Source organism: Streptomyces sp. NPDC107528 (assembly GCF_055639295.1).
In genome coordinates, this window is record NZ_JBVKAV010000019.1 from 71642 (window position 1) to 97567 (window position 25926).

General features: G+C 69.5%; 24 protein-coding genes and 1 pseudogene. 12 read left to right on the forward strand and 13 right to left on the reverse strand.

Annotated features, from left to right (window positions below; all coding sequences use genetic code 11):
- Nucleotides 1-37: 37 nt before the first annotated feature.
- Nucleotides 38-694 (reverse strand): hypothetical protein, encoded by a 657-nt coding sequence (locus ACZ7L5_RS42435; protein ID WP_471524123.1) that lies wholly within the window; start codon nt 692-694, stop codon nt 38-40.
- Nucleotides 695-782: 88 nt separating this feature from the next.
- On the reverse strand, nt 783-1754 hold the full coding sequence (locus ACZ7L5_RS42440) for a WD40 repeat domain-containing protein (protein ID WP_471524125.1): 972 nt from the start codon (nt 1752-1754) through the stop codon (nt 783-785).
- Between the two features lie 144 nt (nt 1755-1898).
- Here ACZ7L5_RS42440 and ACZ7L5_RS42445 point away from each other — a divergent pair, with 144 nt between their 5' ends.
- Nucleotides 1899-2573, forward strand: a complete 675-nt coding sequence (locus ACZ7L5_RS42445; RefSeq protein ID WP_328880905.1) for an SGNH/GDSL hydrolase family protein — start codon at nt 1899-1901, stop codon at nt 2571-2573.
- Here ACZ7L5_RS42445 and ACZ7L5_RS42450 read toward each other — a convergent pair.
- Nucleotides 2561-3205, reverse strand: a complete 645-nt coding sequence (locus ACZ7L5_RS42450; protein WP_471524127.1) for an aminoglycoside adenylyltransferase domain-containing protein — start codon at nt 3203-3205, stop codon at nt 2561-2563. The two genes, ACZ7L5_RS42445 and ACZ7L5_RS42450, sit on opposite strands and share 13 nt — an antisense overlap.
- 91 nt (nt 3206-3296) lie before the next feature.
- Between ACZ7L5_RS42450 and ACZ7L5_RS42455 the strand changes: the two genes are divergently transcribed.
- From ACZ7L5_RS42455 to ACZ7L5_RS42465, 3 genes are read left to right on the forward strand one after another with little or no spacing between them, the layout of a single operon-like run.
- Nucleotides 3297-3884, forward strand: coding sequence for a Uma2 family endonuclease (locus ACZ7L5_RS42455; protein ID WP_328426936.1), 588 nt, complete (start codon nt 3297-3299; stop codon nt 3882-3884).
- Nucleotides 3885-3897: 13 nt separating this feature from the next.
- A complete protein-coding gene (locus ACZ7L5_RS42460; protein ID WP_471524129.1) occupies nt 3898-4560 on the forward strand; it encodes a maltokinase N-terminal cap-like domain-containing protein in 663 nt (220 codons plus the stop codon).
- 30 nt (nt 4561-4590) lie between these two features.
- Nucleotides 4591-5580 carry an aldo/keto reductase gene (locus tag ACZ7L5_RS42465; RefSeq protein WP_471019730.1) on the forward strand — a complete coding sequence of 330 codons (990 nt, stop codon included), beginning with the start codon at nt 4591-4593 and terminating at the stop codon, nt 5578-5580.
- A gap of 144 nt (nt 5581-5724) precedes the next feature.
- Here ACZ7L5_RS42465 and thpR read toward each other — a convergent pair whose 3' ends face one another.
- Nucleotides 5725-6297 (reverse strand): RNA 2',3'-cyclic phosphodiesterase, encoded by a 573-nt coding sequence (gene thpR, locus ACZ7L5_RS42470; RefSeq protein WP_471524131.1) that lies wholly within the window; start codon nt 6295-6297, stop codon nt 5725-5727.
- A 25-nt stretch (nt 6298-6322) separates the two neighbouring features.
- On the opposite strand from thpR, the gene ACZ7L5_RS42475 reads away from it, so the two are divergent.
- A complete protein-coding gene (locus tag ACZ7L5_RS42475; RefSeq protein ID WP_471524133.1) occupies nt 6323-6841 on the forward strand; it encodes a GNAT family N-acetyltransferase in 519 nt (172 codons plus the stop codon).
- Between the two features lie 46 nt (nt 6842-6887).
- On the opposite strand, the gene ACZ7L5_RS42480 is transcribed toward ACZ7L5_RS42475, so the two are convergent.
- Both ACZ7L5_RS42480 and ACZ7L5_RS42485 read right to left on the reverse strand, forming a co-directional pair.
- Complete coding sequence (locus ACZ7L5_RS42480; protein ID WP_471524135.1) at nt 6888-8159, reverse strand: MFS transporter; 1272 nt, start codon at nt 8157-8159, stop codon at nt 6888-6890.
- Between the two features lie 108 nt (nt 8160-8267).
- Nucleotides 8268-8705 carry a MarR family winged helix-turn-helix transcriptional regulator gene (locus ACZ7L5_RS42485; protein WP_471524137.1) on the reverse strand — a complete coding sequence of 146 codons (438 nt, stop codon included), beginning with the start codon at nt 8703-8705 and terminating at the stop codon, nt 8268-8270.
- Between the two features lie 155 nt (nt 8706-8860).
- Here ACZ7L5_RS42485 and ACZ7L5_RS42490 point away from each other — a divergent pair, with 155 nt between their 5' ends.
- Nucleotides 8861-9043, forward strand: coding sequence for a ribbon-helix-helix protein, CopG family (locus ACZ7L5_RS42490; RefSeq protein ID WP_328426929.1), 183 nt, complete (start codon nt 8861-8863; stop codon nt 9041-9043).
- Between the two features lie 43 nt (nt 9044-9086).
- Here ACZ7L5_RS42490 and ACZ7L5_RS42495 read toward each other — a convergent pair whose 3' ends face one another.
- The gene (locus tag ACZ7L5_RS42495; RefSeq protein ID WP_471524140.1) at nt 9087-10538 is read right to left on the reverse strand and encodes an NCS2 family permease; all 1452 of its coding nucleotides are present in this window, start codon (nt 10536-10538) and stop codon (nt 9087-9089) included.
- A gap of 159 nt (nt 10539-10697) precedes the next feature.
- Here ACZ7L5_RS42495 and ACZ7L5_RS42500 point away from each other — a divergent pair, with 159 nt between their 5' ends.
- Together ACZ7L5_RS42500 and ACZ7L5_RS42505 are read left to right on the forward strand one after the other, a co-directional pair.
- The gene (locus tag ACZ7L5_RS42500) at nt 10698-10994 is read left to right on the forward strand and encodes a DUF2530 domain-containing protein (RefSeq protein ID WP_471524142.1); all 297 of its coding nucleotides are present in this window, start codon (nt 10698-10700) and stop codon (nt 10992-10994) included.
- A 103-nt stretch (nt 10995-11097) separates the two neighbouring features.
- Complete coding sequence (locus ACZ7L5_RS42505; protein WP_471524144.1) at nt 11098-13494, forward strand: cation-translocating P-type ATPase; 2397 nt, start codon at nt 11098-11100, stop codon at nt 13492-13494.
- A 45-nt stretch (nt 13495-13539) separates the two neighbouring features.
- On the opposite strand, the gene ACZ7L5_RS42510 is transcribed toward ACZ7L5_RS42505, so the two are convergent.
- From ACZ7L5_RS42510 to ACZ7L5_RS42520, 3 genes are all read right to left on the reverse strand, one after another.
- A complete protein-coding gene (locus ACZ7L5_RS42510; protein ID WP_471524146.1) occupies nt 13540-14460 on the reverse strand; it encodes a hypothetical protein in 921 nt (306 codons plus the stop codon).
- A 194-nt stretch (nt 14461-14654) separates the two neighbouring features.
- The gene (locus tag ACZ7L5_RS42515; protein ID WP_471524148.1) at nt 14655-15413 is read right to left on the reverse strand and encodes a calcium-binding protein; all 759 of its coding nucleotides are present in this window, start codon (nt 15411-15413) and stop codon (nt 14655-14657) included.
- A 173-nt stretch (nt 15414-15586) separates the two neighbouring features.
- Complete coding sequence (locus ACZ7L5_RS42520) at nt 15587-18724, reverse strand: sacsin N-terminal ATP-binding-like domain-containing protein (RefSeq protein ID WP_471524150.1); 3138 nt, start codon at nt 18722-18724, stop codon at nt 15587-15589.
- 198 nt (nt 18725-18922) lie between these two features.
- Here ACZ7L5_RS42520 and ACZ7L5_RS42525 point away from each other — a divergent pair, with 198 nt between their 5' ends.
- Nucleotides 18923-21052: an RNase A-like domain-containing protein gene (locus ACZ7L5_RS42525; RefSeq protein WP_471524152.1), complete on the forward strand. Its 2130-nt coding sequence runs from the start codon at nt 18923-18925 to the stop codon at nt 21050-21052.
- 20 nt (nt 21053-21072) lie between these two features.
- Nucleotides 21073-21729: a contact-dependent growth inhibition system immunity protein gene (locus tag ACZ7L5_RS42530; protein ID WP_471524154.1), complete on the forward strand. Its 657-nt coding sequence runs from the start codon at nt 21073-21075 to the stop codon at nt 21727-21729.
- A 470-nt stretch (nt 21730-22199) separates the two neighbouring features.
- Here the strand turns inward: ACZ7L5_RS42530 and ACZ7L5_RS42535 are convergent, their stop codons facing one another.
- The 3 genes from ACZ7L5_RS42535 to ACZ7L5_RS42545 all read right to left on the reverse strand — a co-directional run bounded on the left by ACZ7L5_RS42535 (nt 22200) and on the right by ACZ7L5_RS42545 (nt 24086).
- Nucleotides 22200-22931: a DUF7873 family protein gene (locus ACZ7L5_RS42535; protein ID WP_471524156.1), complete on the reverse strand. Its 732-nt coding sequence runs from the start codon at nt 22929-22931 to the stop codon at nt 22200-22202.
- A 70-nt stretch (nt 22932-23001) separates the two neighbouring features.
- Nucleotides 23002-23214, reverse strand: coding sequence for a DUF397 domain-containing protein (locus tag ACZ7L5_RS42540; protein ID WP_471524158.1), 213 nt, complete (start codon nt 23212-23214; stop codon nt 23002-23004).
- On the reverse strand, nt 23211-24086 hold the full coding sequence (locus ACZ7L5_RS42545; RefSeq protein ID WP_471524191.1) for a helix-turn-helix domain-containing protein: 876 nt from the start codon (nt 24084-24086) through the stop codon (nt 23211-23213). The genes ACZ7L5_RS42540 and ACZ7L5_RS42545 overlap by 4 nt, the downstream gene beginning before the upstream one ends.
- Nucleotides 24087-24242: 156 nt before the next feature.
- Here ACZ7L5_RS42545 and ACZ7L5_RS42550 point away from each other — a divergent pair, with 156 nt between their 5' ends.
- Together ACZ7L5_RS42550 and ACZ7L5_RS42555 are read left to right on the forward strand one after the other, a co-directional pair.
- On the forward strand, nt 24243-24716 hold the full coding sequence (locus tag ACZ7L5_RS42550; protein WP_471524160.1) for an ATP-binding protein: 474 nt from the start codon (nt 24243-24245) through the stop codon (nt 24714-24716).
- A 197-nt stretch (nt 24717-24913) separates the two neighbouring features.
- A pseudogene (locus ACZ7L5_RS42555) lies at nt 24914-25760 on the forward strand (helix-turn-helix domain-containing protein).
- Nucleotides 25761-25926 lie beyond the last annotated feature (166 nt).

The following is a 25926-nucleotide window of genomic DNA, read 5'->3' on the forward strand; positions in this document are numbered from 1 at the left end:
CGATGTCGGGGGCCACGGGAGGGTTGTCCATGGGGAGTCAGATGATCCTTCGTGCGAGGCTCGCGTCTTTTGCACGGGTGATGCGCTCGGGCGCCGCCGACTTGCGGTCCTGCGCGGTCGCGTCCCAGTCGTCCGGCTGCATGAAGAAGAACGCCCCACTGCTCGGCACGTAGCCGACCGCGCCGAAGGGCAGGTCGCCCGCGACGTACACGCCTTTCTCGATGCCTTCGGGCCAGGGGTTGCGCCACGGTCCGCGCCGCGGGGCCGGGTTGATCCGCATCAGCGGCGACTCCTGGCCCTCGGCGGTGTGCAGCGTGAGCGTCATGCTCTTCGGACGGCCCCTGGTCGCCTTGGCGCCGTCCACCTTGGTGACCTGCGGGCAGAACGTGTCGAAGGAGTACTGGGCCAGTGTCTTGCGGCAGGTGCGGGTGAGGAGGACCGCGAGGGGGATGGTGTAGAGCGTGGCGAGGACACCGAGGATACCGACGAAGATCATGGGGCCCCCGATGACGGGAACCCAGGCCATGCCGGCGCGCTTCGCCTCTGCACCCAGTCCCGGCACCGCGAACGCCATGAACGAGTAGACCACGGTGTTGCGGATACCGGTCCACCACATCCGGGTGGTCAGTTTTCCGCGCAGCGCCGCAGTGTCCAATGTTCCGGATGCCAGGGCACCTTGAGTGTTGCTCAGCACGCTTCTCCTGCGGTCGCCGGGGGTCCCCTGACGCTATCCGAAGGCGTCCGCAGGTCGGCACCGGTGCACGGCAGAGCCCCGGGTCTCCTCAACTCCTTCGCAAGAGCCGCCGCAACCCGAACACGACCACACACCCGACGACCACGGCGATGGCACCGACCTTCAGATCGCCGGTCCGCCCGCCGTCCCCGCTGTCGTCGGACGAGGCCGAACTGCCGCCGCCGGAGGACGAGTCGGAGCCGGTGTCCCCAGGGGCGTCGTTTGCGACGACGGAGCTCCCGGCGCCCTCGCTGCCGAGCATGAGCTTGGTGCCGTCGGTCGAGTAGCTGGCGGACTCGCCCTGCCCGAGGGGCACGCTGATGCGCTCCAGCCGCTTGAGCTCGCCGCCGTTCCAGTCGTAGGCGACGCCGCCGAAGTAGCCGCGTACGGCGAGGGTCTTGCCGTCCGGGGAGAAGGCGGCGTCGGTGGCCCACATGTCGATGGGGACGGTGGGCTTGAAGACGTTGGTGCCGGAGGCGGAGAGCTCGGCCGGGCCCTCGTACAGGTGCCCGCCGTCCTCCTGCTTGTCGATGATGTAGACGCGGCCGGTCTTGGGGTGCACGACGAGCGACTCGGCGTCACGGGTGCCGTCGGAGTACTTCACCACGTACTGCGTGGCACGGATCGTCCGGTCCTTCAGCGTCTTGGGCTCGGGGAGGCGGTAGACCCACACATAGGGCCACTGCACACCGTCGTTGTCGCCGATGTCGCCGACATAGAGCTGGTTGTCCGGGCCCATGGAGATCGCCTCCACGTCCCGCGGGGTACCCACCCCGGTCATGGTGATCGTCGCGACCGTCTCGCCGGTCCTGCTGTCCACCGCGTAGAGGAAGGCGCCCGTGTCCTGGTCGTTGTGCGTCCAGTAGATCCCGGGGTGCTGACGCGACGCGGCGAGGCCGCTGGACTCCGTGATGCGCGGGTCCTTGATCGTGAAGTCCTCGTCGCCGTCGGCGGCTGAGGCGGGCAGGGTGAGCGCACCGGTGAGGAGGACCCCGGCGAGGATGGCGAGCGGTCGACGCATGCCCCAAGCCTGCCATTCGGCCGGACGGTTCGGAGGCCGGGTCGGAGGCCGGGTCGGCGGGGGCGGCCCTGGGATGTGGGGGCGTGTCGGGCTTCACACCCCGCCCGGCCATACCGATGGGTAGCGATCGTCCATCATGAGCGGATGCTCAGGTTCATGCCCGTCGGCGACTCCCAGACCATCGGCAGCGCCGGCGAACACACGTGGCGCTACCGCATGTGGCAGCACCTGCGTGAGACGTACGGCGGCCCCTTCGCCCTCGTCGGCCCGCGCGAGACGCTGCACGACAAGGCGACGGACTCCCCCACCTCGTACGAGTACGCCGACCCCGACTTCCCCCGTGCACACCTCGCCGGCTGGGGCGAGGGCTGGCTGCACATGGCGCCGCTGATCGGCGAGGCGGTGCGGTCGTGCCGGGCGGATGTGCTGCTGGTGTCGCTGGGCCTGATCGACCTCGGCTTCTACACGAACGCCGAGCAGACGGCGGAGAACGCCCGGAACTTCGTGGCCGAGGCGCGGTCCGCGAACCCCCGGGTGCGGATCGTCGTGCTGCCGGTGATCCCGAACGTCCGCGCCGAGTCGGAGGAGGCCTTCGCCGCCGAGGTCAGCCGCTTCAACGAGTTGCTGGCGAAGACGGTCGCCGACCTGGACGAGCCGCGCTCGCCGCTGCTCCTGGCGTCCCCTCCCCCGTCGTACGACATCAATCTCGACACGTACGACGGCACGCACCCGAACGCGAGCGGCGAGCACAAGATCGCGGAGGCGTTCGCGGAGGCGATGTACCAGGCGTGGGACCTGGGCGAGCCCTACGAGGTCTGACGCTCGATCGCCCGGACGAGGTGGTCGGCGCAGGAGCGCACGCCGGGGCGGACGCCGTCACCCCAGCGCTCCTCCTCGTCGCCCAGGTAGACGGCACGGGCGTGTGCGAGTGCGGGGCGGTGTTCGGCGGGGAGCCGGGCGAGCGCCCAGTCGGCGGCGGCGTCCTTCGAGCGGATCGCCCCGGTGGCGAGGGTGGTCCAGATCCGGGCGAGGGTCAGCAGGACGTTGCGGGTGTCGGTGTCCAACTCCGCGAGCAGGTCGGGTATTCCGGCGGTGATCGCGTGTCTGAGGTCTGCGGGTGGGACGGGGGCGAGGAGGTCGGCGGGCGGGGGGCCGTGGAGTGGGGCGTCCGCCAGCAGGACCATGGTGAGCAGGGGCGCGAGGTCCGGCATGGGCTCAGTACCGGGGACGAGCCCCCGCTCGTACTCGGCGCGCAGCCACTCCCCGTACAGGAACTCGCAGGTGGGCGGATACGGCCACGGCCGTACCTCGTCCTGTACGACGACGATGAGCTCGACGGGGCGGGCGGAGCCGCCGGACACCCTCAGCAACTCCTCGACGAGGGCACGGCGTTGTGCGTGGGTGGTCGGTTCGCTCACGACGACCAGGACGAGGACCTCTGGGGCCCGCATGTGAGCTTCATCTCCGTGTCACGGTCACTGTGCGTATCGTTGTACTGCGCGGCTGCATCTGTCCGTGGGGCAGCCGGGGAGGAGCGCCACGATGACCGTCCTTGAAGACAGGATCAAGATGGCCGACGCGAACACCGAGCGCCTGGACCAGTGGTTCGAGCGCCTTGAGCGGATGCCCGTCCCCGAAGGATTCAGGGTCGAGATCGTCGGGGGCAACGTTCACATGACGCCGCAGCGGGACACACACTGGGCGATTATTTTCCGGATCGCGGGGGCCATCGCGGCCAAATTCGGGATGGACAGGGTGCTCTCGGACGTCCGCATCGACTTTCCCGGGCACGAGAACGGCTTCTGCCCGGACGTCGCGAAGCTCAGCGACTCGGCAAAGAAGGACGACGACGGCCGCTGGCGATACGAGGACGTCGAATTCGTCGCCGAGGTGATTTCCGAGGCGACGGCCGCAAACGACTACGGCCGAAAGAAACTCGCGTACGCGGAGGCCGAGGTCCCTGTCTACGTGATCGCCGACCCGTACCAGGGACGCTGCCACGTCTACACCGTCCCCAAGGACGGCACCTACGCCACCGAGACCCGGGTCGACTTCGGCACCGACATCGACCTGACCGGCACGGTGGTCGACCTCGTCCTCAAGACCGAGGACTTCCCCCGCGACCGATGAAAAGCTGTGGGCCATGGCCGTCATCCACCACACCACCCTCAAGCCCACCAAGCTCGAACTGCTCGCCTCCTGGCTGCCCACCCGCCCCTGGTACACCGGTGCCGGCGAACCGGAGTTGACCAAGGCCGGCGGATTCCGGCTGGACGACCCCGAGGGCGAGGTCGGCATCGAGATCATGGTCGTCACGGATGACTCCGGCGCCCGTCCGGTCCACTACCTCGTGCCGCTCAGCTACCGCGGCGCCCCCCTCGACGGCGCCGACCACGCCCTCGTCGGCACCATGGAGCACGGCGTGCTGGGGCAGCGCTGGGCCTACGACGGCTGCCACGACCCTGTGCTGGTCGACCAGTTGCTGGCCCTGATCGAGGGCCGGGCCCAGGCGCAGGACCAGAGCACCAGCGACGCGGCCGACCGCGAGGTCACCAGCGCCTACACGGGTCAAGGCTCCCCGTCCGCGGCCCCCGGCACCACCACGGCGACCGACGACCGGGACGGCACCGAGCTGCGCACGTCCGACGGCACGGTCGTGCTCCGCCTCCACCGGGTCCTGCGCCCCGCCGCGGAGGCACCTCAGGACGCGGACGGCCACATCACCGGCGCGTGGCGGCTGCCGGACGGCACCCGGGCCCGCGCCGTGTTCGCCGCCCTGCACACCACCCCTCGGGACCTTGCCTAGAGCGCACTCCACGCGGCTAGCGTGCACTTCATGAAGTACACGCAGCTCGGACGCACAGGACTCAAGGTCAGCCGGCTCGTCCTCGGCACCATGAACTTCGGTCCGCAGACGGACGAGGCGGACAGCCACGCGATCATGGACGCGGCGCTGGACGCCGGCATCAACTTCTTCGACACGGCGAACGTGTACGGCTGGGGCGAGAACAAGGGCCGTACCGAAAGCATCATCGGCACCTGGTTCGCGAAGGGCGAGCGGCGCGACAAGGTCGTCCTCGCGACCAAGATGTACGGCAACATGGGCACGGAAGGGCAGCCGTGGCCCAACCACGACAAGCTGTCCGCCCTCAACATCCGGCGCGCCGTGGACGCCTCGCTCAAGCGGCTGCAGACCGACTACATCGACGTCTACCAGTTCCACCACATCGACCGCGCCACTCCCTTCGAGGAGATCTGGCAGGCGATCGACGTCCTCGTCCAGCAGGGCAAGATCCTGTACGTCGGCTCCAGCAACTTCCCGGGCTACAAGATCGCCCAGGCCAACGAGATCGCGGCGAGGCGCAACGGCACCATCGGCCTCGTCAGCGAGCAGTGCATCTACAACCTCTTCGAGCGCCGCGCCGAGATGGAGGTCATCCCGGCCGCGCAGGACTACGGCCTCGGCGTCATCCCGTGGTCGCCGCTGCACGGCGGACTGCTCGGCGGCGTCCTCAAGAAGGAGGTCGAGGGCGGGCGGCGCCGCTCCGGGCGGGCCGCCGAAGTCCTCGCCGACCCGGCCGTACGCGCGAAGATCCAGGCGTACGAGGACCTGCTCGACAAGCACGGCCTGGAGCCCGGCGAGGCCGCCCTGGCCTGGCTGCTCACCCGGCCGGGCGTGACCGGGCCGATCGTCGGCCCGCGTACCGCCGGGCAGCTGGAGTCGGCGCTGCGGGCGTCCGAGCTCGACCTGAGCGAGGAGCTGCTGGCGGGGCTGGACGAGATCTTCCCGGGTCCGGGGCCGTCTCCGGAGGCCTTCGCCTGGTAGCAGTCACAGGGGCCCGGCGGCGCTCGGCCGTAGACGCATGCCGCCTACCTGCCGAGCGCCGCCGCCAGGGCCACCACGACGAACATCAGCACAAGCACACCGGCCATGATCCGGTTCCGGGTTTTGGGGTTCACGTGTCCGAGCCTAACCGGCACCTGTGAGCGGCCGGCGGGCGACCGCCTCGTAGCGGGGCTGCTCGCCCGCCACCCCGGACGTGGGCAGGTTGCTGCGCACCAGCACCAGCTCGTCCACCATCCAGGTGCGGCTCGCGAACGCGTCGAGGGCCGCGACGTACGGCCGTACGTCCACCGCCGACCGGCTCCTGGCGACCGTCAGGTGAGGCTTGTAGCGCCGGTTCTCCCCCATCGGCACCCCGGCCTTCCGCGCCGCCGCCTCGCTCCGGTCGGCCAGGAGCCGCAGGGTCGCCAGGTCCCCCTCCGCGCCCGCCCACAGCGCCCGCCCGTGCCCGAACTGGCCGCCGCCGCGCAGCGCCAGCCGGAAGGGCGCCGTACGGTGCGCGACGCGCTCCAGGCGGGCCGACAGGTCCGGTACCAGCTCGTCGTCGACCTCGCCGTAGAAGGCGAGCGTGAAGTGCCAGCCGGTGCGGCCGGTCCAGCGCAGGGCGTCCGCGCCGGGCAGCTTCTTCAACTCGGCGACCTCGGTGGCCAGTTCGCGGGCCACGTCCTCGGGTGGCAGCACGGCGGCGAAGAGTCTCATGGGTCCAGCCTGGCACCATGACCGGATGACGATCACCATCAGAGAAGGCGGACCCGACGACATCCCCGTGATACTCGGCATGCTCGACAGCTGTGTGGAGTGGCTGGTCTCACAGGGGCGCACGGGACAGTGGGGGACGAACCCGCTGTCGGAGAGCGCGAGGACCGTGGAGTCGGTCACGCGGAGCGCGTCAGGCGGCGAGGTCTTCATCGCCGAGGTCGACGGCGCACCGGCCGCGACCCTGACCCTGGCCGACTCGCCCGGGCCCTCCCTGGCCCATCTCCCGTCGCCCGGCGAGCCCGAGCGCTACATCCACTGGCTCGCCTCCGACCGCCGCTTCAAGGGACACGGCGCGGGCGGCGCCCTGCTCGCCCACGCCGCCGAAGTGACCCGGCAGGCGGGCATCTCGCTGCTGCGGGTGGACTGCTACGCGGGCGACGACGGCAAGCTCGTCCGCTACTACGAGAGCCACGGCTTCGTCCGCACCGAGACCTACCGGGGGACGAACGACTGGCCCGGGCAGGTACTGGCCCGCCGGGTCTGACCCCCACGGGGGCGGGGCCCGCAGGCACCCGCCCCCCAAGCGGTCCTCAGGCAGCCGTGGCCAACTGCTCCCGCTCGCGCGGCACGAACCGCACCTGCGGATGCCCGTGGTTCCAGCCGACCGACAGCCGTAGCCCGCCGACCCGCGCCAGGACCAGGGCGATCGTGACGGCGGCGACGGCTGTGATCGCGCCGCCCACCGCCAGGCCCGCCCGGACGCCGTACGCGTCGGTGATCCAGCCGGCGATCGGCGCGCCCAGCGGTGCGCCGCCCATGAACACCATCATGTAGAGGGCCATCACGCGGCCCCGCATGCTCGGGTCGGTGGCCATCTGGATGCTGCTGTTGGCGGTGACGTTGACCGTCATGCCGAACATTCCTATCGGGGCCATGAGCAGGGCGAACAGCCACAGCGACGGGGCGAACGCGGCCACTATCTCCATCGTGCCGAAGGCCAACGCCCCCGCGACCAGCACCCGCATCCGGGCCGTGCCGCGCCGGGCCGCGAGCAGCGCGCCGGCCAGGGAGCCGACCGCCATCAGGGTGTTGAAGAGGCTGTAGGAGCCGGCGCCCGCGTGGAAGACGTCGTCGGCGAAGGCCGACAGATACACGGGGAAGTTGAAGCCGAAGGTGCTGACGAACCCGGCGAGGACGATGGTCCACATCAGCTCCGGCCGCCCGGCGACATACCGCAGCCCCTCCCGCATCTGCCCCTTGCCGCGCGGCGCCCGCTCGACGGCGTACAGCTCGCGGTCCCGCATCAGCAGCAGGCCGGCGAGCGGCGCGACGAAGGACAGGCCGTTGGCGAGGAACGCCCAGCCGGTGCCGACGCCGGTGATCATCAGGCCGGCCACGGCGGGGCCGACCAGGCGGGCCGACTGGAAGTTCGCGGAGTTCAGGCTGACCGCGTTCTGGAGCTGGTCCGGGCCGACCATCTCGGAGACGAACGACTGCCGGGCCGGGTTGTCGATGACGGTCGCCAGACCGACGACGAAGGCGGCCAGGTAGACGTGCCAGACCTGGACGTGCCCGGAGAGGGTGAGGACGGCCAGCGCGATACCGGTGACGGCCATCGACGTCTGGGTGACGAGCAGCGTGCGGCGCTTGGGCAGACGGTCGACGAGGACGCCGCCGTAGAGGCCGAAGAGCAGCATCGGCAGGAACTGCAGGGCCGTCGTGATGCCGACGGCGGTGGCGGAGCCGGTGAGGCTGAGCACCAGCCAGTCCTGCGCGATGCGCTGCATCCAGGTGCCGGTGTTGGAGACGACCTGGCCGAGGAAGAAGAGGCGGTAGTTCCTGACCTTCAGCGAGCTGAACATCGAGGACCTGCGGGGCCCCCGGGCGGGCGGGGATTCGTGGGTGGTCGGTGCGGGGGCGGAGTCTGCTCCGGATCCCGTACTCAAAAGGGTTCGCCTCCTCTTGGCTGCTTACAGGTGTGCGAGCTTCTCCAGCACGGGGGCGGCGGCGCGCAGTTTCGCCCACTCGTCCTCGTCGAGACCCTCGACCAGGGCCGCCAGGAAGGCGTTGCGCTTTCGGCGGCTCTCCTCGAGCATCGCCTCGGCCTGCTCGGTCTTCGTGACGACCTTCTGGCGCCGGTCCTCCGGGTGCGGCTCAAGCCGGACCAGTCCCTTGGCCTCCAGCAGGGCGACGATGCGGGTCATCGACGGCGGCTGAACGTGCTCCTTGCGGGCGAGCTCACCGGGGGTGGCCTTTCCGCAGAGGGAGAGGGTGCCCAGCACCGACATCTCGGTGGGGCTCAGCGACTCGTCGACCCGCTGGTGCTTGAGCCGGCGTGACAGTCGCATCACGGCGGAGCGCAGGGAGTTCACGGCGGCAGCGTTGTCGCCATGGGTAAGGTCCGACATGGTCCTTAGAGTAACTCATTACTCTCCCTAAAGACCACCAAGGACACGCATGAATGCCCGTGAGCCGGGCCACTCAAGCGCGACATCACTCATATGGGTGATCCGGCAGCGGAACGTGACACACCGCACCGAAGAGTGCCGCGACCCTCGTGTTCATGGGGACCAGCGTGCTCAGCCTGCGAATAGACCATGAGCTGCTCGAACGGCTCCGCCAGCATGCCGCGAAAAGAGGAATGAGCGTCCAGGACTATGTCGTCCGGACGCTCATCCGCGATGACTTCGACGAACGGTTCCAGGCCGCCGTGGAAGAGACAGAGAAGTTCTACGGGCGCACGTGAGCAGCGGGCCCACGTGGGAGACGCGTTTACGTGAGAGACGCGCTTACGTGAGGCCCAGCGCCGGCATCAGGTAGTAGAAGCCGAACACCGCCGCCACGACGTACATCGCGATCGGCACCTCCCGGCCCCACCCGGCGGCCAGGCGCAGCACCGCGAAGGTGATGAAGCCCATGCCGATGCCGTTGGTGATCGAGTAGGTGAACGGCATCATCACCATCGTCACGAAGGCCGGGATCGCGATCGTGTAGTCGGCCCAGTCGATCTCCTTGACGGAGTTCGCGAGGATCAGGAAGCCGACCGCGAGCAGGGCCGGGGTGGCCGCCTGGGACGGGACCATGGTGGCGACGGGCGTCAGGAACAGCGCCACACCGAACAGGGCGCCGGTGACGACGTTCGCGAATCCGGTACGGGCGCCTTCGCCGACGCCGGCCGTGGACTCCACGAAGGCGGTGGTGGCCGACGAGGAGTTGGCGCCGCCCGCGGCGACGGCGAGGCCGTCGACGAACAGGACCTTGTTGATGCCCGGCATCTGCCCCTGGGCGTCGGTCAGTTTCGCCTCGTCGCTGACGCCCATGATCGTGCCCATGGCGTCGAAGAAGCAGGACAGCAGGACGGTGAAGACGAAGAGGATGCCGGTCAGCGCGCCGACCTTGTCGAAGCCGCCGAACAGGCTGACCTCGCCGATCAGGCCGAAGTCGGGACTGGCGACGGGATTGCCGGGCCACTTCGGGGTCGTCAGGCCCCAGGACGGCACGTTCACGACGGCCTCGATGACGACCGCGAGCACCGTCATCGCGACGATCGAGATGAGGATCGCGCCGGGGACCTTGCGCACGATCAGCGCGAGGGTGAGCAGCGCGCCGAGGACGAAGACCAGCACCGGCCAGCCGTTGAGGTGGCCGTCGCCGCCGAGCTGGAGCGGGACCGTGGTCTGGGCGGCGTCCGAGATGCGGGAGACGAAGCCGGCGTCGACGAGGCCGATCAGCATGATGAACAGGCCGATGCCGATGGAGATGGCCTTGCGCAGGCCGTAGGGCACGGCGTTCATGACGCGCTCGCGCAGACCTGTGGCGACGAGCAGCATGACCACGAAGCCGGCCAGGACCACCATGCCCATGGCGTCCGGCCAGGACATCCGGGGCGCCAGCTGGAGCGCGACGACCGAGTTCACGCCGAGACCGGCGGCGAGCGCGATCGGCACGTTGCCGATGACGCCCATGAGGAGGGTGGTGAACGCCGCCGTCAGGGCCGTCGCGGTGACGAGTTGCCCGTTGTCGAGCTGATGCCCGTACATGTCCTTCGCGCTGCCGAGGATGATCGGGTTCAGCACGATGATGTAGGCCATCGCGAAGAAGGTGGCGAGACCGCCGCGGATTTCACGGGGCAGCGTGCTGCCGCGTTCGGAGATCTTGAAGTAGCGGTCGAGTGCGCCGTAAGTGGGCCCGGCTCCCGGCTGTTCAGGGGTGGGGGCCTTGGCAGGAGCCGAGGTGGGCATGCTTTTGGTTGTTCCTACGAAGAGAAGTGGTCAGGCATAAACCGTTTCAGTATGAACATATAAAGCCTGGATCTGCTATCTCCGCGCGTAGATGTGCGCGTGGCTCCGCGTGGAGCGATCGCTTCGTACCGGGATCCGATCGCCTCGTAAGCTGTCCCCATGGCCGGTCTTTTCTCGGGATCCCCCAAGCACGAGGCGCCGGAGCCCCTTGAGGGCCCCGTGGTCGCCACCATCACCGGCGGCACGATCCTCTGGTTCGTTCTCTTCGTCGTCCAGCTCCCCTTCTACAACTGGTTCGACGACCGCGGACAGGCCTGGTGGGTGTGGACCTGTCTGGCCGGCGGCGGGCTCGGGCTCATCGGCATCTGGTACGTCCGCAGGCGCGACGCCGCCCTCAAGCGGGAGGCGGCTCCCGAGGAGCCCCGGGAGACCACGGGCGAACCCCAGTCGTCCTGAGGTACCGCGCCGTACGACCACGGCACGACGCCGGTCCTCCCCAGGTCGGAACTTGCCCGCACTCGGCGGGTGAAGGCGTAGATCCGCACGTACCGTCGAAGGCATGACGCATACCGACGCGGGCGCCGAAGTGGACAACCCTGTGCACCCCGTTCGCGCCCCGGTGGCGACGGGCGGGCTGACCGCCGCCGAGGTGGCCGAGCGGGTCGCCCGGGGCGAGGTCAACGACGTTCCGGTGCGCAGCAGCCGGTCGATGACCGACATCGTCCGCGCCAACGTCTTCACCCGGTTCAACGCGATCATCGGCGTGCTCTGGGTGATCATGCTCTTCGTCGCGCCCATCCAGGACAGCCTGTTCGGCTTCGTGATCCTCGCCAACACCGGCATCGGGATCGTCCAGGAGTGGCGGGCGAAGAAGACCCTCGACTCGCTCGCCGTGATCGGCGAGGCCCGGCCCACCGTGCGGCGCGACGGGGTCGCCGGCGAGGTCAGCACCTCGGAGATCGTGCTCGACGACCTGATAGAGATCGGGCCGGGCGACAAGGCCGTCGTGGACGGCGTGTGCGTCGAGGCCGACGGGCTGGAGATCGACGAGTCGCTGCTCACCGGCGAGGCCGACCCGGTCGTCAAGCAGCCGGGGGACCAGGTGCTGTCCGGCAGCTTCGTCGTCGCCGGCGGCGGCGCCTTCCAGGCCACCAAGGTCGGGCGCGAGGCCTACGCCGCCCAGCTCGCCGAGGAGGCGTCCCGCTTCACGCTGGTCCAGTCCGAGCTGCGCTCCGGCATCTCCACCATCCTCAAGTACGTGACGTGGATGATGATCCCGGCCGCGACCGGCCTGATCATCACCCAGCTCGTCGCCAAGGACAACGCGCTCGACGACTCGATCGCCCGGACCGTCGGCGGCATCGTGCCGATGGTCCCCGAGGGGCTGGTGCTCCTCACCTCGGTCGCCTTCGCCATCGGCGTCATCCGGCTCGGCCGCAAACAGTGCCTCGTGCAGGAACTGCCCGCCATCGAGGGCCTCGCCCGCGTCGACACCGTCTGCCTCGACAAGACCGGCACGCTGACCGAGGGCGGCATGGACGTCACCGAGCTGCGGCCCCTGGGCGGAAACGACGAGGAGTACGTACGCAAGGTGCTGGGCGCCCTCGGCGAGTCCGACCCCCGCCCGAACGCCTCCCTCCAGGCGATCATCGACGCCTACCCGGACGCCGACGACTGGCGCTGCACCGAGTCCCTCCCCTTCTCCTCCGCCCGCAAGTACAGCGGCGCCACCTTCAGCGAGGGCAACGGCGAGACCAGTTCATGGCTGCTGGGCGCCCCGGATGTCCTGCTCGGCAGCGACGATCCCGACCTGGCCGAAACCGATCGGCTGAACGAACAGGGCCTACGGGTCCTGCTGCTCGCCCGCGTCGGCCGCGACCTCGACGATCCCGAGGTCGCCGAGGGGGCCAAGCCCGCCGCCCTGGTCGTACTGGAACAGCGGCTGCGGCCCGACGCCGCCGACACCCTGCACTACTTCGCCGAGCAGAACGTCCGCGCCAAGGTGATCTCCGGGGACAACGCGGTGTCGGTGGGCGCGGTGGCGACCAAGCTCGGGCTGACCGGTACGACGGTCGATGCCCGCCGGCTCCCGCAGGACACGGACGGGATGGCGACGGCCCTCGACGAGGGCACGGTGTTCGGGCGGGTCACCCCGCAGCAGAAGCGGGACATGGTGGGCGCGCTGCAGGCCCACGGGCACACCGTCGCCATGACCGGCGACGGCGTGAACGACGTCCTCGCCCTGAAGGACGCCGACATCGGCGTGGCCATGGGCTCCGGGTCGGAGGCCACCCGCGCGGTCGCGCAGATCGTGCTGCTCAACAACAGCTTCGCGACGCTGCCGTCGGTGGTCGCGGAGGGACGTCGCGTCATCGGCAACATCACGCGCGTGGCGACGCTGTTCCTGGTCAAGACCGTCTACTCGGTGCTGCTGGCGCTGATGGTGGTGTGCTGGCAGGTGGAGTACCCGTTCCTGCCGCGGCACCTGACACTGCTGTCCACCCTCACCATCGGCGTCCCGGCGTTCTTCCTCGCTCTCGCACCCAACAAGGAGCGCGCGAAACCCCACTTCGTACGGCGGGTCATGCGGTACTCGATCCCGGGCGGGGTGGTGGCCGGGGTGGCGACATTCGTGACGTACCTGATCGCCCGTCACTACTACACCGGTGAGGGCGCGCTGGACGCGGAGACCAGCGTCGCCACGCTGACGCTGTTCCTGATCGCGATGTGGGTGCTGGTCATCATCGCCAGGCCGTACACATGGTGGCGGGTCGGGCTGGTGGCGGCGATGGGGCTCGGATTCCTGCTGGTGCTGGTGGTGCCGTGGCTACAGGAGTTCTTCGCGCTGCGGCTGGTCGGCATGACGATGCCGTGGATCGCGGTGGGTATCTCGGCCGTGGCGGCGGTCGCCCTGGAGTTCGCGTGGAGGTGGGTCGACCGCCGCGTCCCCGCCTAGCCGCTGCGCTCGGCTTTGGCCGGAGGGGCGTTGTGGGTCACTGTCCTACTGGACGTCGACGAAGTCACCGGTGGCGTTGACGGCCGGCGTCGTGCTCGTGCCCGCGAAGCTGTAGCGGAAGTAGCCGTCCGTCGACGCGGTCACCGTGGTCTTCAGCTCGCCCGTCGAGTTCGACTTGATCGTCTTGACGGTGCTGTAGGTGTCGCTGCCCTTCTTGCGGAACTGCAGCTTCACCGACTGGTTCGTGTAGCCGTGGTACTTGTTGTCCTCCCAGTTCGCCCGGGAGAGCTTGCCGGTGACCGTGATGGTCTTGCCCTTCTTCACCGGCTCCGGCGACGCGTTGACCGTCAGCTGGGAGTAGCGCTGGATCAGGGTGGTGGCGAGGCCGCCCTTGTCGGCGTAGCCGACCTTGGTGATGTCGAAGGACTCGGCCGAGGGGTCCTGATCGTTGAACGCGATGGCCATCGCGCCGGCCTTCCAGCTGCCCGCGTCCGCGTTCCACAGCTCGCCGTCGGCCGGGTAGACGTCGATCGTGCCGGTGCAGTTGGCCGTGGTCGACGAAGCCGGCGTGCACTTGCCGTAGTTGTTGCCGAACAGCATGTTGTCCGGCGCGTCGAAGGCGCCCTTGTAGATGTACGGGTCGGTGTAGAAGTCCGCGGCGGTGATGTCGAGGTCCGCACCGTGGGTCAGCTTGTACGTCACCTTGGTGGAGACGTGGTTGGTGATGCCGACCTTGACCGCCTTGGCGATCTTGAAGTCGGAGAAGGAGACGTTCAAGGCGTACGGCTGGCCCTCTACGGGGGCGCGGGTGCCGAGCGCGCTCTTGCCGGACGCGGCGTGCGCGGCCTCACGGATCTTCGCGACGTCCGCACGGCTCACGGTGTCGTCGGCCTGCGCGGCCGGCACGGCGAGGGCGGAGAGGGCCAGGGCACCGGAGACGGCGGCCACAGTGGCTCGTATGCGCATGCGTTCTCCACGTGGAGAAGGGCCCCGGTGGATCGCCGAGCACCGTGTCTCGCGATCACACCGGGGCCGAGTGATCGTTGGAGCCTGTTGGCTCACAAGATCAGATATGCGGCACGAGTGGAGGGTTGTGCCGCTGGTGTGGATGTTGCGTAAGCGTTACTGACGCTGAGTGAACGGGCGGCGATTGCCCGGTTTCAGCGCACGTCGACGAAGTCACCGGTGGCGTTGACGGCCGGAGTCGTGCTCGTGCCCGCGAAGCTGTAACGGAAGTAGCCGTCCTGCGACGCGGTGACCGTCGCCTTCAGCTCGCCCGTCGAGTTCGACTTGATCGTCTTGACGGTGCTGTAGGTGTCGCTGCCCTTCTTGCGGAACTGCAGCTTCACCGACTGGTTCGTGTAGCCGTGGTACTGGAGGTCCTCCCAGTTCGCCCGGGAGAGCTTGCCGGTGACCGTGATGGTCTTGCCCTTCGTCACCGGCTCCGGCGAGGCGTTGACCGTCAGCTTCGAGGCGCGCTGGAACTTGAAGGACCCGGCCTTCTCCTTCCAGACGAAGTCGCCGTCCCTGGCATCGACCAGCGCGTCGACGTACCAGGTGCCGGCCGAGGCGTTGGTGAGGTAGTCGACCTTCGGGTCCACCAGGACCGAGGCGGTGCAGGTGGAGGTGGTGGCGCTGACCACCGTGCAGGTCGGCTTGCCGGTCGTGAAGTAGCCGTAGTCCGGGCCCGACAGTGAGAACTCCTCGGCGCTCAGGATGCCGGAGTCGTCCTGCGCCGTGACGCTCACCTTGATGGCCTTCGCGACCGACGTGCCCACGGAGGCCATGTTGTCGCCGTCGACGACGACCTTGGTGATCGTCGTGTCGCCGGCGCTCGCGTCGGCCTGTGCGGCCGGCACGGCGAGGGCGGAGAGGGCCAGGGCACCGGAGACGGCGGCCACAGTGGCTCGAATGCGCATACGTTCCCCAGGAGGAGAAGGGGCCCGGCCGCGGTCGTTCCGCGCGGCTCGTCGCCGGCCGGGCCCAAGTGATCGTTGAGCCTGTTGGCTCGGGTGATCAGATCAGCGACATCGACGAAAAGTTGTACGGGAGGTGAAGAAAATGTGCACGGGCACGGTGATGGGGACGGCCCCTAGTCGAACCACCGGTCCCGCGCCAGCTCCCCCGTCCGCGACGGATCCTCCAGCAACGCCGCCACCTCGAACCGCCGCGGCCACTGCCCCGCCGCCCAGGCGAGCCCCGCGGCGACGCCCTCCAGGGTCGAGGCGTGCAGGGTGCCGTCGTTCGTGTGGCGCCAGTCGATCTCCACGCCGTCGACGACGAGCTCCTCGTGCTCGACGTACGACTGGGGCGTCCGCGCGCCGAGCAGCACCCGTACCGACTCGGGTACGTCGTGCTCGGTGCCCTCGGAGTCCACGTCGCCGGTGACGGACTCGCTCAGGCGCCGCACCTGGAACAGCTCGGCCAGTTCGGCGGCCCGCGAAGGCCGTACGGGAAGCAGCGGCACCCCCTCCGTGAACGGCAGCAGGTCGGGCGAGTCCACGACCACCGCGTCGGCCGCGTCCACCACCTCGACCCGCCCGTCGATCACGGCCCGCAGCTCGTCGGGCAGCGTCACCTGCTCGGGGTCGAGGTCGGCCAGGGCGCCGTACAGGGCGTGCAGTTGGGCGGAGGTGACGGGGCGGTCCGGGTCGGCGAGGCGGTCGAGCAGCTCGGCGCCGCCGCCCGGCTCGTCGAGCAGCGCGGCGACGGAGGTGCGCACCCCGAGCGCCCGCAGCACCTGCTCGTCCTCGAAGCCGGTCGCGTCGGCCTCGTCGTACAGGCCGCGCAGCAGCGGGTCGCCGCCGGAGGCGAGGAGCCCGGCCGGGCGGCGGCCGTCCAGCACCGGGTGACCGCGCAGCCACCATGCGGTGTACGGCCGTACGACCTCGTGTGTGCCGTCGGGCAGCAGGATCCGCACCTGCTGGGTCAGCGCGTCCCGCAGGGGCGGCTGGGCGAGCAGGGCGAGGGCCTGGGGCCACTTGTCGTCGTCCACCAGGTCCAGGTCGCGTACGGCGATCAGCTCGGTGGCGACCGGCGGTACCGGCGTGTCCGGGAAGCGGTCGAGGATGTCCTCGCTCCACACGTCCACGGCGTCCAGCAGGCCCGCGTCGTCGGGCTGGGCGAAGTCGCCTTCGCGCGGCTCCAGTTCGTCCGGGTCGAGGACGACGTCCGTGGCGCGCACGAGGGCGAAGTTCGCGAGGACACCACAGGCGGCGAGGGGCTGCTCGCCCCACTTCTCGGCCAGTTCGGAGTCCACGGTGGCGAGTTCGCCGTCCCGCATGACCTGGTGGAAGGGGCTGCCGGGGAGGACGAGTTCGCCGGCGGGCGCGGGCTCCCCCTCCTCGTCGGGCAGCGCGAGGGCGCCGAGCCACGGCTCGTCACCGGGCTCCAGGCCCGCTTCGCGCACGAGGGCGAGGACGGTGTCGGCCAGTTCCTCGGCGTCGGGAGTCTCCTCCTCCCAGCTCAGCGCGCCCTCCTCGTCCAGGGAGGCGGCGACCGCGGCACGCACCTGGGGTGTGGTGAGGACCGCGCGGGGCGTGGCCGGGAGTGCGCCGAGCTTCTCCAGGAGCGGGTGCGCGGCGTCGGGGTGGGCGACCTTGAGGCCCAGGCGGGCCAGGATTTCCGGGTCGACGGGGGCGCCGTCGGAGGTGGGGAGCAGGATCTGCCGGGGGCCGATGGTGGTGCGTCCGTCGGCCAGCGGCACGGGGAGGCCGGACAGCCGGTCCGGGTCGACCCCGGCAAGGCTGTCGTAGAGCCGCCGCCACCAGTCCGGCGCCTTCTCCAGCCCGGCGAGCCGGTCGACCGCGTCGGTCAGCGGGACCCGGGCGACGCCCAACGTCCGCAGCTCCACGCGCCGTTCGAGCCCGGCGGGGAGGAGGGTGGGCAGGACCTCGGCGAGGACCTGCACGGTGTCGGCGCCCGCGCCTTCGACCACCTCGGCGTCCCGGGGCCGCAGGGACTCGGGCAGCTCGGAGTCCTGCTCCTGCGGCTCGACGGCGGGCGGCAGGAAGGAAGTGCGGGGCAGGCGCTCCAGGATGGCCTGGCGCAGGGCACCGTCGAGTTCGCCCTTGCCGAGCGGGCCGGGTACAAGGCTGATGATGCCGTCGCTCACCGGACGCCAGTCGGCGAGCAGTTCGGCGTACGCGTCCGCCGCCCGCTGCACGAGGAAGTCGGTGAGCGGGCCGGGGGCGGCGTGCCGGCGGGTGGTGTCGAGGGGGAAGGAGGCGATGAGCAGGGCCGGGACGCCGAGGGCCTCGTCGCTGGGTGTGGGCGCGTGCACGACGGGGGCGGTGCGGGGCCGGGCGGGCGTGCTGTCCGTGGCGTCGACCGGGACGGCCCAGGTGAGCGACCAGTGGGGGCGCAGCCGCTCCTCGACCGGGCGGTCGGCGAGCAGTTCGGGCGTGAGCGGGCCGTGGGCGTCGGCCGTACGCCAGTGGGTGACGCCGTTGGCGGAGTCCTCCACGACCGTGAAGGGGCCGTCGGCCCCGCGGCGCAGGGTGCGCGGCTCGGCGTCGCCGGCCTCGATCACGACCTCCTCAAGCCCGGGCAGGGCGAGGAGCAGGGCGTCGTCGACGGAGTGCAGCAGCCGTTCGGCGAGGTCGGCGGCGGCGGTGTCGCGCAGGGGGAGGATGACGACCGTGTCGTAGGGGTCCGGGGCGGTGCCCTCGGCGGCGAACGGCAGGCGCAGCAGCGGCACATGACCGTCCCGCCGCCGGATCTCGTCCCCGAGCCCCGGGCTGTGTGCCGCGGTCTCCCGGGCCAGTTCGCGGGCCTCGACGAGGGACCACCGGATACCGCCGTGCCGCCCGACGACGGCGGGTTCGTCGGTGACCGCGATCACGGAAGCGAAGCCGACACCGAACCGGCCGACGGAGGCCGAGTCCCGCTTGGCGGAGGCACGCAGGGTGGCCAGCGACTCGACGCCGGACGCGTCGAGCGGAGCACCGGTGTTGGCGGCGACGAGAACACCCTCGCGGAGGGTGAGCCGGAGCCTTCCGGGCACTCCCGCCCTGGCGGCGGCGTCGGCGGCGTTCTGAGCGAGCTCGACGACGAGCCGGTCCCGGTACCCGCCGAGGACGAGGTCCTCCTCGGCGTTGGCGTCCTCCCGGAAACGGGCGGGACTGGTGGCCCAGGCGTCCAGCACACCGCGCCGCAGGCGGGCCGTGCCGAACGGGTCGGCGCCTTCGGGTGCGGGCCGCACGAACTTGCTCACGTTGACTCTCCTCATCGGCGTGATGATGAAGGTACCGCCGATGGGAGGCGCATGCGCTTCCCGCCCGCGGCGCTGCGGACGCGCCTTTTGGCCTTCCGGGCCGGCTCACCGCACGGGCGTCTCACAACTCCCTTGCCGCACCGGCAGTTGACTGCCTAGCATCGCGTTCACTATCGCGAATCGATTGTTGTTCCGGTGCATCGGGGGCCTGGCGTGACGTTGGTGATGGCGGTGGCGGCCGTCTGGGGCGTTCTGCAACTTTTCGCGATTTCCTCACCGACGCGTTCGGTGCGTCTGTCGACCGTGCTGCTGGCCCTTGCGGTGGGCGTGTACGGGTGCGGCGTGGCGACGGCGTTGGTGGAGTTCGCCTACACCCGTTTCTACGCGGAGCAGTCGGGCCGGTCGCTGGTGACGGTGGTGAACACGACCAGCTACACGGTCGCTCCCTGGGTGGAGGAGTTACTCAAGGTTTCCCCGTTGCTGCTGGCGGGGCTGAGCCTGCGGGTCCGCCGCCAGTGGGGGCTGACCGACTTCGTCGTGGTGGGCGCGGCTCTCGGGGCGGGCTTCGGGCTGCTGGAGGCGGTTCTCCGGTTCGGCCTGGAGGCGGACCGGGCGATCCCTCGCGGCGAGGGCTGGATCGTCCCCGACAGCCTGTCCCCGCCCTATGTGCCGGGCCTGGGACAGGTGCTCACGTCGTGGCTCCCGGCCCCGTTCAGCCAGCTGGACCTGGGCGGCCCTCCGGTCACGGAAACGTTCACTCACCTGGTGTTCACGGCCATGGCCGGCTTCGGGGTCGGGCTGCTGTGGCGCGCGCACGGCTGGATACGCCTGCTGTCGATCCTCCCGATCGCGGCTGCCGCCGCCCACCACACGGTGAACAACTACGCGGTGCAGGAGCACTCCGCCGGGGCCAGGGAGTGGCTGGACTCCCTGAACGGGTCGGCATGGGCCGCGCCACTCGTGTGCCTGGCCATCGCCATGGCCGCGGACCTGCGCCGGCTCCACCGCGCCAAGGGCACCATGCCCGACGTACTCCTCGCGTCCGAACGCGCCGACGGCGACAGCCTGGGAGCACTGCTGCGGTATGCGGCATGGCGTCTGCCGTGGAGCCTGCTGATCGTCCTTCGTTACGTCAGGCTGCGGCGCTCCTTGCTGTACGCAGCCGCCGAGTCGACGCCGCCCGGCGAAACCAGTGACCTGCGTCGAGTGGTCGCCGGGATCACCGCCCGGATGGACGCGTCCGACAACGGGCGTGCCTGGCAGTCGCTGAACATCCGCGCCTGGCTGAAGGCGAGCCGAGCGGCGCGGCGTACCCGCGAGCGATGGCTCCTGCTGATCCCGTGCGTGCTCATGCTCCCGGCGCTGCTGTTCCTGGGCGTCGGCTCGTTCACGTCCACCGCCGGACTCCAGGAGTACTTCAGCACCGGCGCGGGGCCGAAGATCCTCATGGGCTTCGGCATCGCCGCCCTGGCCTGGATCGCCTACCAGCTCACCGTCCTGCTGCGTACCTGGCGAGTGGCGTCGGCACAGCCCGTGGGGGAAGTGCTGGCAGCGCATCGCTTCCGTCTCGGCACGGCGCTGGGGGCGGCGACCACCGGCGTCCTCCTCCTGTGGGCCGGCCTCGGCGATGCGGGCCCCGACGGCAGAACCATCCGCACCCTCCACCTCCTCGACGCCCTGAACACCTTCCTGGTCCACCTCGGCTTCGCCCTCCTCCTGCTCTCGCTGCTCGCCCTGTTTCCTCCGGGAGGTTTCGCGCTGGCCGGAGGCGGGATGGTCGGCGCACTCACGGCCGAGGCGGCGCTCAGCGCCGGGGTGCTTGGTACGGCCGGCGTCGTCCTCATGGGGCTGGGTGCATCGAACGGGTCCGGCGGGGACTACAACGCTTGGCCGAGGAGCAAGAGGAAGGGGCGTCAGAAGCCGGAGCACCGGGCGGACGTCCGTGGTGACGAGGGGAAGAGCCTTGGGGGCAAGAGCAAGGCTCATACGATCGAGAGGCACGTCGACAAGACCATTGCGGGCATGCGTAAGCGCTTCCGCGAAGACCCGGATCTCAAGTCGGACTCACGCTACGTTGACGTCGATGCGGCACAACACTTTACGGACAAGACTCTCACTATCGAGGCAAACCAAAGGAAGTTATCTGCTTGGCTGGCCAATGGCGCGAAGGGAACGTTGCGGCTGGAGGGGAAGTTTCGCGAGCCCACAGGACTCCACCTCACGCGGTACGACTTCACCCACGGACAGCCAACGAAGTGGGTGAACCGCGTTCGTGTCGTCCTAAAGGCTGACTCGTCGGCGGCAGCCGGATACCGCGTGCTCACTTCGTTCCCTATGCCCTGAAACCACTCTTGGAGCAAGCGATGAGTCAGGCACTCCCACCAGAGCCGCGATTCTACGAACTCAGCGAGCTGCTGGAGGCTTACGCGAACACCGGCTTCACATTCTCCGACACTCCAGAGACCCCGGGCCCTGGCCTGGCCTCATATCTCAGAATCGCCGCCCGTGACCCGGCGCGCGCGTCAACGGCTGTCCATCAAATTGACGACCTGCTCTCCGTCGGACTCTTCTCCGACGAGATCGCGGATGACGTAGAGAACCTGCAGCACATCCGCCCTCCGATGGGCACCAGCGTGGAGCACTGCCTGCGTATCGCTCGGGACCACCTCAACCGGTTCCTGGAAGACCCATCGCGAGTCCCCCAGATGAACCCGCAGAACAACTGGGAATGGAATGAGCGATTCCCCGAGTTGAGCCAATTGCTCGGCGGACGCTTTCATCAAGATTTCTCATACTTCTATGATTCTCGCGATGCGGCTCTCGACGAATATGCCAGCGAAGTCGATCCGGCAACCCGCACACAGGCAGCACAGGAAATCGCTGAACTTCTCACGATGGTGTCCTCGGATCAAGAGCTCGACACGGCAACCACAGCGCTGGGCCTCGACCTTCTGCCGCCGGACGGGACGTCACTCCGGCAATGGCTGGAACTGATCCGCCGGCGAATCACTGCCGCGTAGCGATACCTGGACGTGGCGGAGCCCGGGAGTCGTATCCAGCTCCCGGGCCCCTGGGGATGCCACCCAATTGCGCACGCCGGCGGCGTTTAAGAGGTCGGATCAGTCATCATGCCGTCGTGTTCTTCCTTTGAACTACCGCAGCACGAGAGAGCTGCAGGCGAGATTCGAACTCGCATCCGACGGCGTTCGTCCGGCCTCGGTCGATCCGGCGATCGGCGGCAATGCTGAGACTGGAGCGAGAGTCTGAGATTGATCGCGGCTGCCTCTGCCATGTTGGGCTACCCCGGCCCGGATTGGTTCGTAGTGCCGGGGGAAGGACTCGAACCTTCACTGTCACCGCGTCTTTCAGGCTGAACTTCAGTGTCAGCTTGCGCTCATCACGCGAACCGGGCCTCAATCCCGGCCCGCGCCTGTTGCGCACCCCCGCGCTCGCACGCAGGGGCGATCATGGAGGCTACCCGTGATCGGCGTCAGCCGAACAGGTAGCCGAACACCGCGTCGCCGACCCGCTGGTCGGTGACCTCGGCACCGTTGGCCTCCTCGCGCGCGAACTTCACGGCCTGCTGGAGCTTCTCGACCCGCTCCACCAGTTCGTTGACCCGCCGCGCCGGAAGGGCCCCGGAGAACTTCACGGTCGTCCAGTACCCGATGGGCACGTCCTCGTAGTACACCTCGACCTGCGCCGGGTGCTTCTCCGTCGCCTCCGCCTTCACGTGGTTGCGCGGAACCTTCTTCGTACGGATCGTGCGGACCTGGTCCGTCTTCCACCAGTCCGTGGACGGGTCGTGGGACCAGGACTCGGCGGCATCGAGCGTGGGAAGCTTCTTCACGAAGGTGTGCAGGTCGGTGAGCTGCTTCTCCAGGAAGAGGAGGTAGCTGACCGGAACGTCGGCGACGACCGTCCGCCCGTCGACCGTGACGTCGGCGCGTGCCGAGCAGTTGGCCCAGTCCTTCGTGGCGGTCACGTCGAACAGCCGGGTCAGCGACGCGGACATCTCCCGCAGCACGTCCTCCGCCTGCACCTGCACACGCGTCGACTCGGGCGGCAGTTGCTCGCCCTCCTCGTCCTTCGGCTGGTACGTACGCGAGATACCGGCCAGCAGCGCGGGCTTCTGTACCTTGTGGTGCGCCGCGGTGATGTCCTGGAGCGACTTGCTCTTGACACCCTTTTCGACAGCGATGATCTGATTCAGCTTCGCCACGAGATTCCCCCTTCGAACAGGCAGGAACGTATCCCACCGGCTCGAACGCGTGCACTCGCTTTTCGGGGGGTCAGCCCTCGGACGCGTACGCGACGAAGGCTGCCCAGGCCTGCGGGGCGAGCGCCAGCCGGGGGCTGGTGTCGCGGTACTTGGAGTCGCGGACGTGGATGGTGCGGGGTGCTATCGCGATCTCGACGCAGGATTCGCCGTCATTGCCGCTGCTGTAGCTGCTCTTGAACCACGCCAGTTCGGAGGCGTCCCAGGCAGAGGCCTTGCGGATCATGTTTCTCCCAGCAGTTGCTCGACAAAGGCCAGCGACTCCCATGGAGGGAGGGCCTGGGCCCGGATGGTGCCATACCGCAGTTCAAGGATGCGGAGTTGCCGCGGGTCAGAGACCGGACGACCGTTGAACGCCCCATCGGAACGGCCGACTGCCGTACCGTCCACGAACTTCAGCAGCTCGATCCTGCCGTCCAAGCCTGAATGGACCTCGACGTGTGTCGGCATTACCTGAAGTGTGACGTTGCGCAACCGCCCCACCTCCAGCAGATGTTCGAGCTGCTGTCGCCACACCATTGTGCCTCCGAGCGGGCGTCGCAGCGGCCCCTCTTCCAGGACGAAGTGAATCGACGGGGCCGGATCTCGTTCGAAGACCGACTGCCGGGCGAGGCGAGCAGCCACCATACGTTCCACGTCGTCCAGCGAATACGGGGGCTGGGCCGCCTCGATCAAGGCACGCGCATGCTCCGGTGTCTGCAACAGCCCGTGGACGCTGTTGCACTCGTACACGCCGATCTCGACCGCCTTGGCCTCCAGCGTCCCCAGCTCCCGCACCTTCTTCGGATACCGGACCTTCTGCACGTCCTCCCACGTCGCCGCAATAAGCCCCCCGGCCCCCAACACCTCATCGGCCTTGTCCAGATACTCCTGCCGAGGAATCCGCTTCCCACCCTCGATCTTGTAGACCAGGTCCTCCCCGTACCCGACCGCCCTCCCGAACTCGGCGGCACGCATCCCCACCGCCTCCCGCCGCAGCTTCAGTTGCCGGCCGACGGTCGCGATGACCGCGATCCCCCACTCGTCGTCCGGATCCACCTCCCAGCCCGGCTCGTCCGCCTCCGTCTTGAGCCGTCCGGCGTCCGCCTCGACCAACATCCCGTACCCCTCCGTCGTACCGCCACCGTGCAGCAGCGCCCTACCCTCACCCAACGCCCCGACAGCCCGGACACCACCGGACAAGCTCCGGACAGTCACCGTACGCACCCGCTGAGTCACTGGTCACAGTAAGCACGCACCACCACGCTGAGTGACGTGACGCAGAAATCCCCCGAACTCGCCACTTCCGTCCGCAACTTCAGCGTGCAGCTCTCCCCCACCCCGCGCGGCGCCCGCCTGGCCCGTCTCCTCGCCACCGAGCAACTCCGCAGCTGGGGACTTCCGCTGGACCCGGCGGCGCACATCGTGGCCGAGCTGGCCGCCAACGCGGTCACGCACGGCCGCGTCCCCGGTCGAGACTTCCTGCTGCTCCTGTACGTCGTCGGCGGCACCCTCCGTATCGAAGTCACCGACACATGTGGCGACCGACTCCCGCACCCTCAACACCCCGCCCCCGAGACGGAGTCCGGCCGTGGACTCACCATCGTCGAGGCGCTGGCCGACCGCTGGGGCACCTCACCGGGGCTGCCTCCACGCAAGACGGTCTGGGCCGAAGTCGCCCTCTCACCGGAACCCGGAAACCCGGTCTCCGGTGGCGCGGGCGGTCTCCCTCAAGGAACAAACCAGTGAAAGAACCCCACCAAGCCCCACCCCTCCCGCCCACGGCGCAAACTCACCCAACCGGGTGAACATCACCAACTCGGCTGGATTCGGGGCAGGTTGCCTGCCTTACGCTCGCCGCAACACAACCGCAGACATACGACGGCCCTCGCCGGGACGGCAATCCCAGTGCGAGGGCCTGACCACCAAGGAAGCCAACCTTCCCGATGGACACCCAAAACCCTAGCGCGCCCCCGCGCGCCCAGTCCCGTATCGCGGGCAAAAACCACCCCCACGCGGGCGGCCTCCTCCACGACAACGCCCGCCACACCACCCGCTTCACGGTGATCGGCAACCACCTCGCCCAGCACCCGGAGCTGTCGGGTCTCGCGATCGGGCTCGGCGTCCACATCCAGTCGCTCCCCGCAGGCGCCCGCGTCGACATCAAGACCCTCGCCGCCCGCTTCCCCGAGGGCACGACCCGTATCGCCGCCGCCCTGCGCGAGCTGGAAGCCCACGGCTACCTGCGCCGCGAACGCCAACGCACTCCCGCCGGCCGCATCGTCACCCGCACGATCTCCTGCAACCAGCCAGGTGACCGCCGTACGCAGGACCACCAGGCCGCGCCGACCGGGAAGAAGCGAACCCCCGGGACCCCGCAAGCCCCTCCCCGCCGTACCGCAGCCCGCCTGCCCGGCCCCCGACCTCCTCCGGACAGCCACGGACCTCCTCACGGACCTCCGCCGCCACGACCCCCGCCTACTGCTCTCCGCCCACGACACGGCCCACCTGGCCCCCGGCGTCGCCGCCTGGCTGGAGCGCGACGTCAGCCCCACCGCCGTACGCCACACCCTGACCACCGACCTGCCACCCGAGCCCCTGTGCCGACCGGCGGCCCTGCTGGCCCACCGCCTGACCGCGCAGCTACCGCCCCCACCCCCGTTCCGCGCCCCAGCGCCATCACCGACCGTTCGCCACCCCTTGCAGACCTGCGAAGACTGCGACCGCGCCTTCCGCTCACCCACCCCAGGAGCATGCCGTGACTGCCGAACCACTCCCCTGGCCGCCGCCTGAACCCGTTCCGTCCGGGTCACCCCTCAGGCGCCGGTCGTCGAATGTGGACATCAACTACGCCGATGCCAGGCGTTCGGGCCGTAACCATGACCCGGGATCAGAACCTCTGACCGCCGCTCCCTTGAAGCGCCTGTGAGGACGCCGTGACCGCCGAACTTCCCGACTG

Bases quoted from the DNA above. Each gene is read 5' to 3' on its own strand.
- ACZ7L5_RS42490 (WP_328426929.1), top strand. From the start codon at position 8,861: ATGGGGACCAGCGTGCTCAGCCTGCGAATAGACCATGAGCTGCTCGAA.
- ACZ7L5_RS42540 (WP_471524158.1), bottom strand. From the start codon at position 23,214: ATGATCCGCAAGGCCTCTGCCTGGGACGCCTCCGAACTGGCGTGGTTC.
- ACZ7L5_RS42495 (WP_471524140.1), bottom strand. From the start codon at position 10,538: ATGCCCACCTCGGCTCCTGCCAAGGCCCCCACCCCTGAACAGCCGGGA.
- ACZ7L5_RS42460 (WP_471524129.1), top strand. From the start codon at position 3,898: ATGGCCGTCATCCACCACACCACCCTCAAGCCCACCAAGCTCGAACTG.
- ACZ7L5_RS42485 (WP_471524137.1), bottom strand. From the start codon at position 8,705: ATGTCGGACCTTACCCATGGCGACAACGCTGCCGCCGTGAACTCCCTG.
- thpR (WP_471524131.1), bottom strand. From the start codon at position 6,297: ATGAGACTCTTCGCCGCCGTGCTGCCACCCGAGGACGTGGCCCGCGAA.
- ACZ7L5_RS42530 (WP_471524154.1), top strand. From the start codon at position 21,073: ATGAGTCAGGCACTCCCACCAGAGCCGCGATTCTACGAACTCAGCGAG.
- ACZ7L5_RS42500 (WP_471524142.1), top strand. From the start codon at position 10,698: ATGGCCGGTCTTTTCTCGGGATCCCCCAAGCACGAGGCGCCGGAGCCC.
- ACZ7L5_RS42465 (WP_471019730.1), top strand. From the start codon at position 4,591: ATGAAGTACACGCAGCTCGGACGCACAGGACTCAAGGTCAGCCGGCTC.
- ACZ7L5_RS42440 (WP_471524125.1), bottom strand. From the start codon at position 1,754: ATGCGTCGACCGCTCGCCATCCTCGCCGGGGTCCTCCTCACCGGTGCG.
- ACZ7L5_RS42445 (WP_328880905.1), top strand. From the start codon at position 1,899: ATGCTCAGGTTCATGCCCGTCGGCGACTCCCAGACCATCGGCAGCGCC.
- ACZ7L5_RS42480 (WP_471524135.1), bottom strand. From the start codon at position 8,159: ATGTTCAGCTCGCTGAAGGTCAGGAACTACCGCCTCTTCTTCCTCGGC.
- ACZ7L5_RS42475 (WP_471524133.1), top strand. From the start codon at position 6,323: ATGACGATCACCATCAGAGAAGGCGGACCCGACGACATCCCCGTGATA.
- ACZ7L5_RS42545 (WP_471524191.1), bottom strand. From the start codon at position 24,086: ATGTTGGTCGAGGCGGACGCCGGACGGCTCAAGACGGAGGCGGACGAG.
- ACZ7L5_RS42505 (WP_471524144.1), top strand. From the start codon at position 11,098: ATGACGCATACCGACGCGGGCGCCGAAGTGGACAACCCTGTGCACCCC.
- ACZ7L5_RS42455 (WP_328426936.1), top strand. From the start codon at position 3,297: ATGACCGTCCTTGAAGACAGGATCAAGATGGCCGACGCGAACACCGAG.
- ACZ7L5_RS42510 (WP_471524146.1), bottom strand. From the start codon at position 14,460: ATGCGCATACGAGCCACTGTGGCCGCCGTCTCCGGTGCCCTGGCCCTC.
- ACZ7L5_RS42520 (WP_471524150.1), bottom strand. From the start codon at position 18,724: ATGAGGAGAGTCAACGTGAGCAAGTTCGTGCGGCCCGCACCCGAAGGC.
- ACZ7L5_RS42515 (WP_471524148.1), bottom strand. From the start codon at position 15,413: ATGCGCATTCGAGCCACTGTGGCCGCCGTCTCCGGTGCCCTGGCCCTC.
- ACZ7L5_RS42450 (WP_471524127.1), bottom strand. From the start codon at position 3,205: ATGCGGGCCCCAGAGGTCCTCGTCCTGGTCGTCGTGAGCGAACCGACC.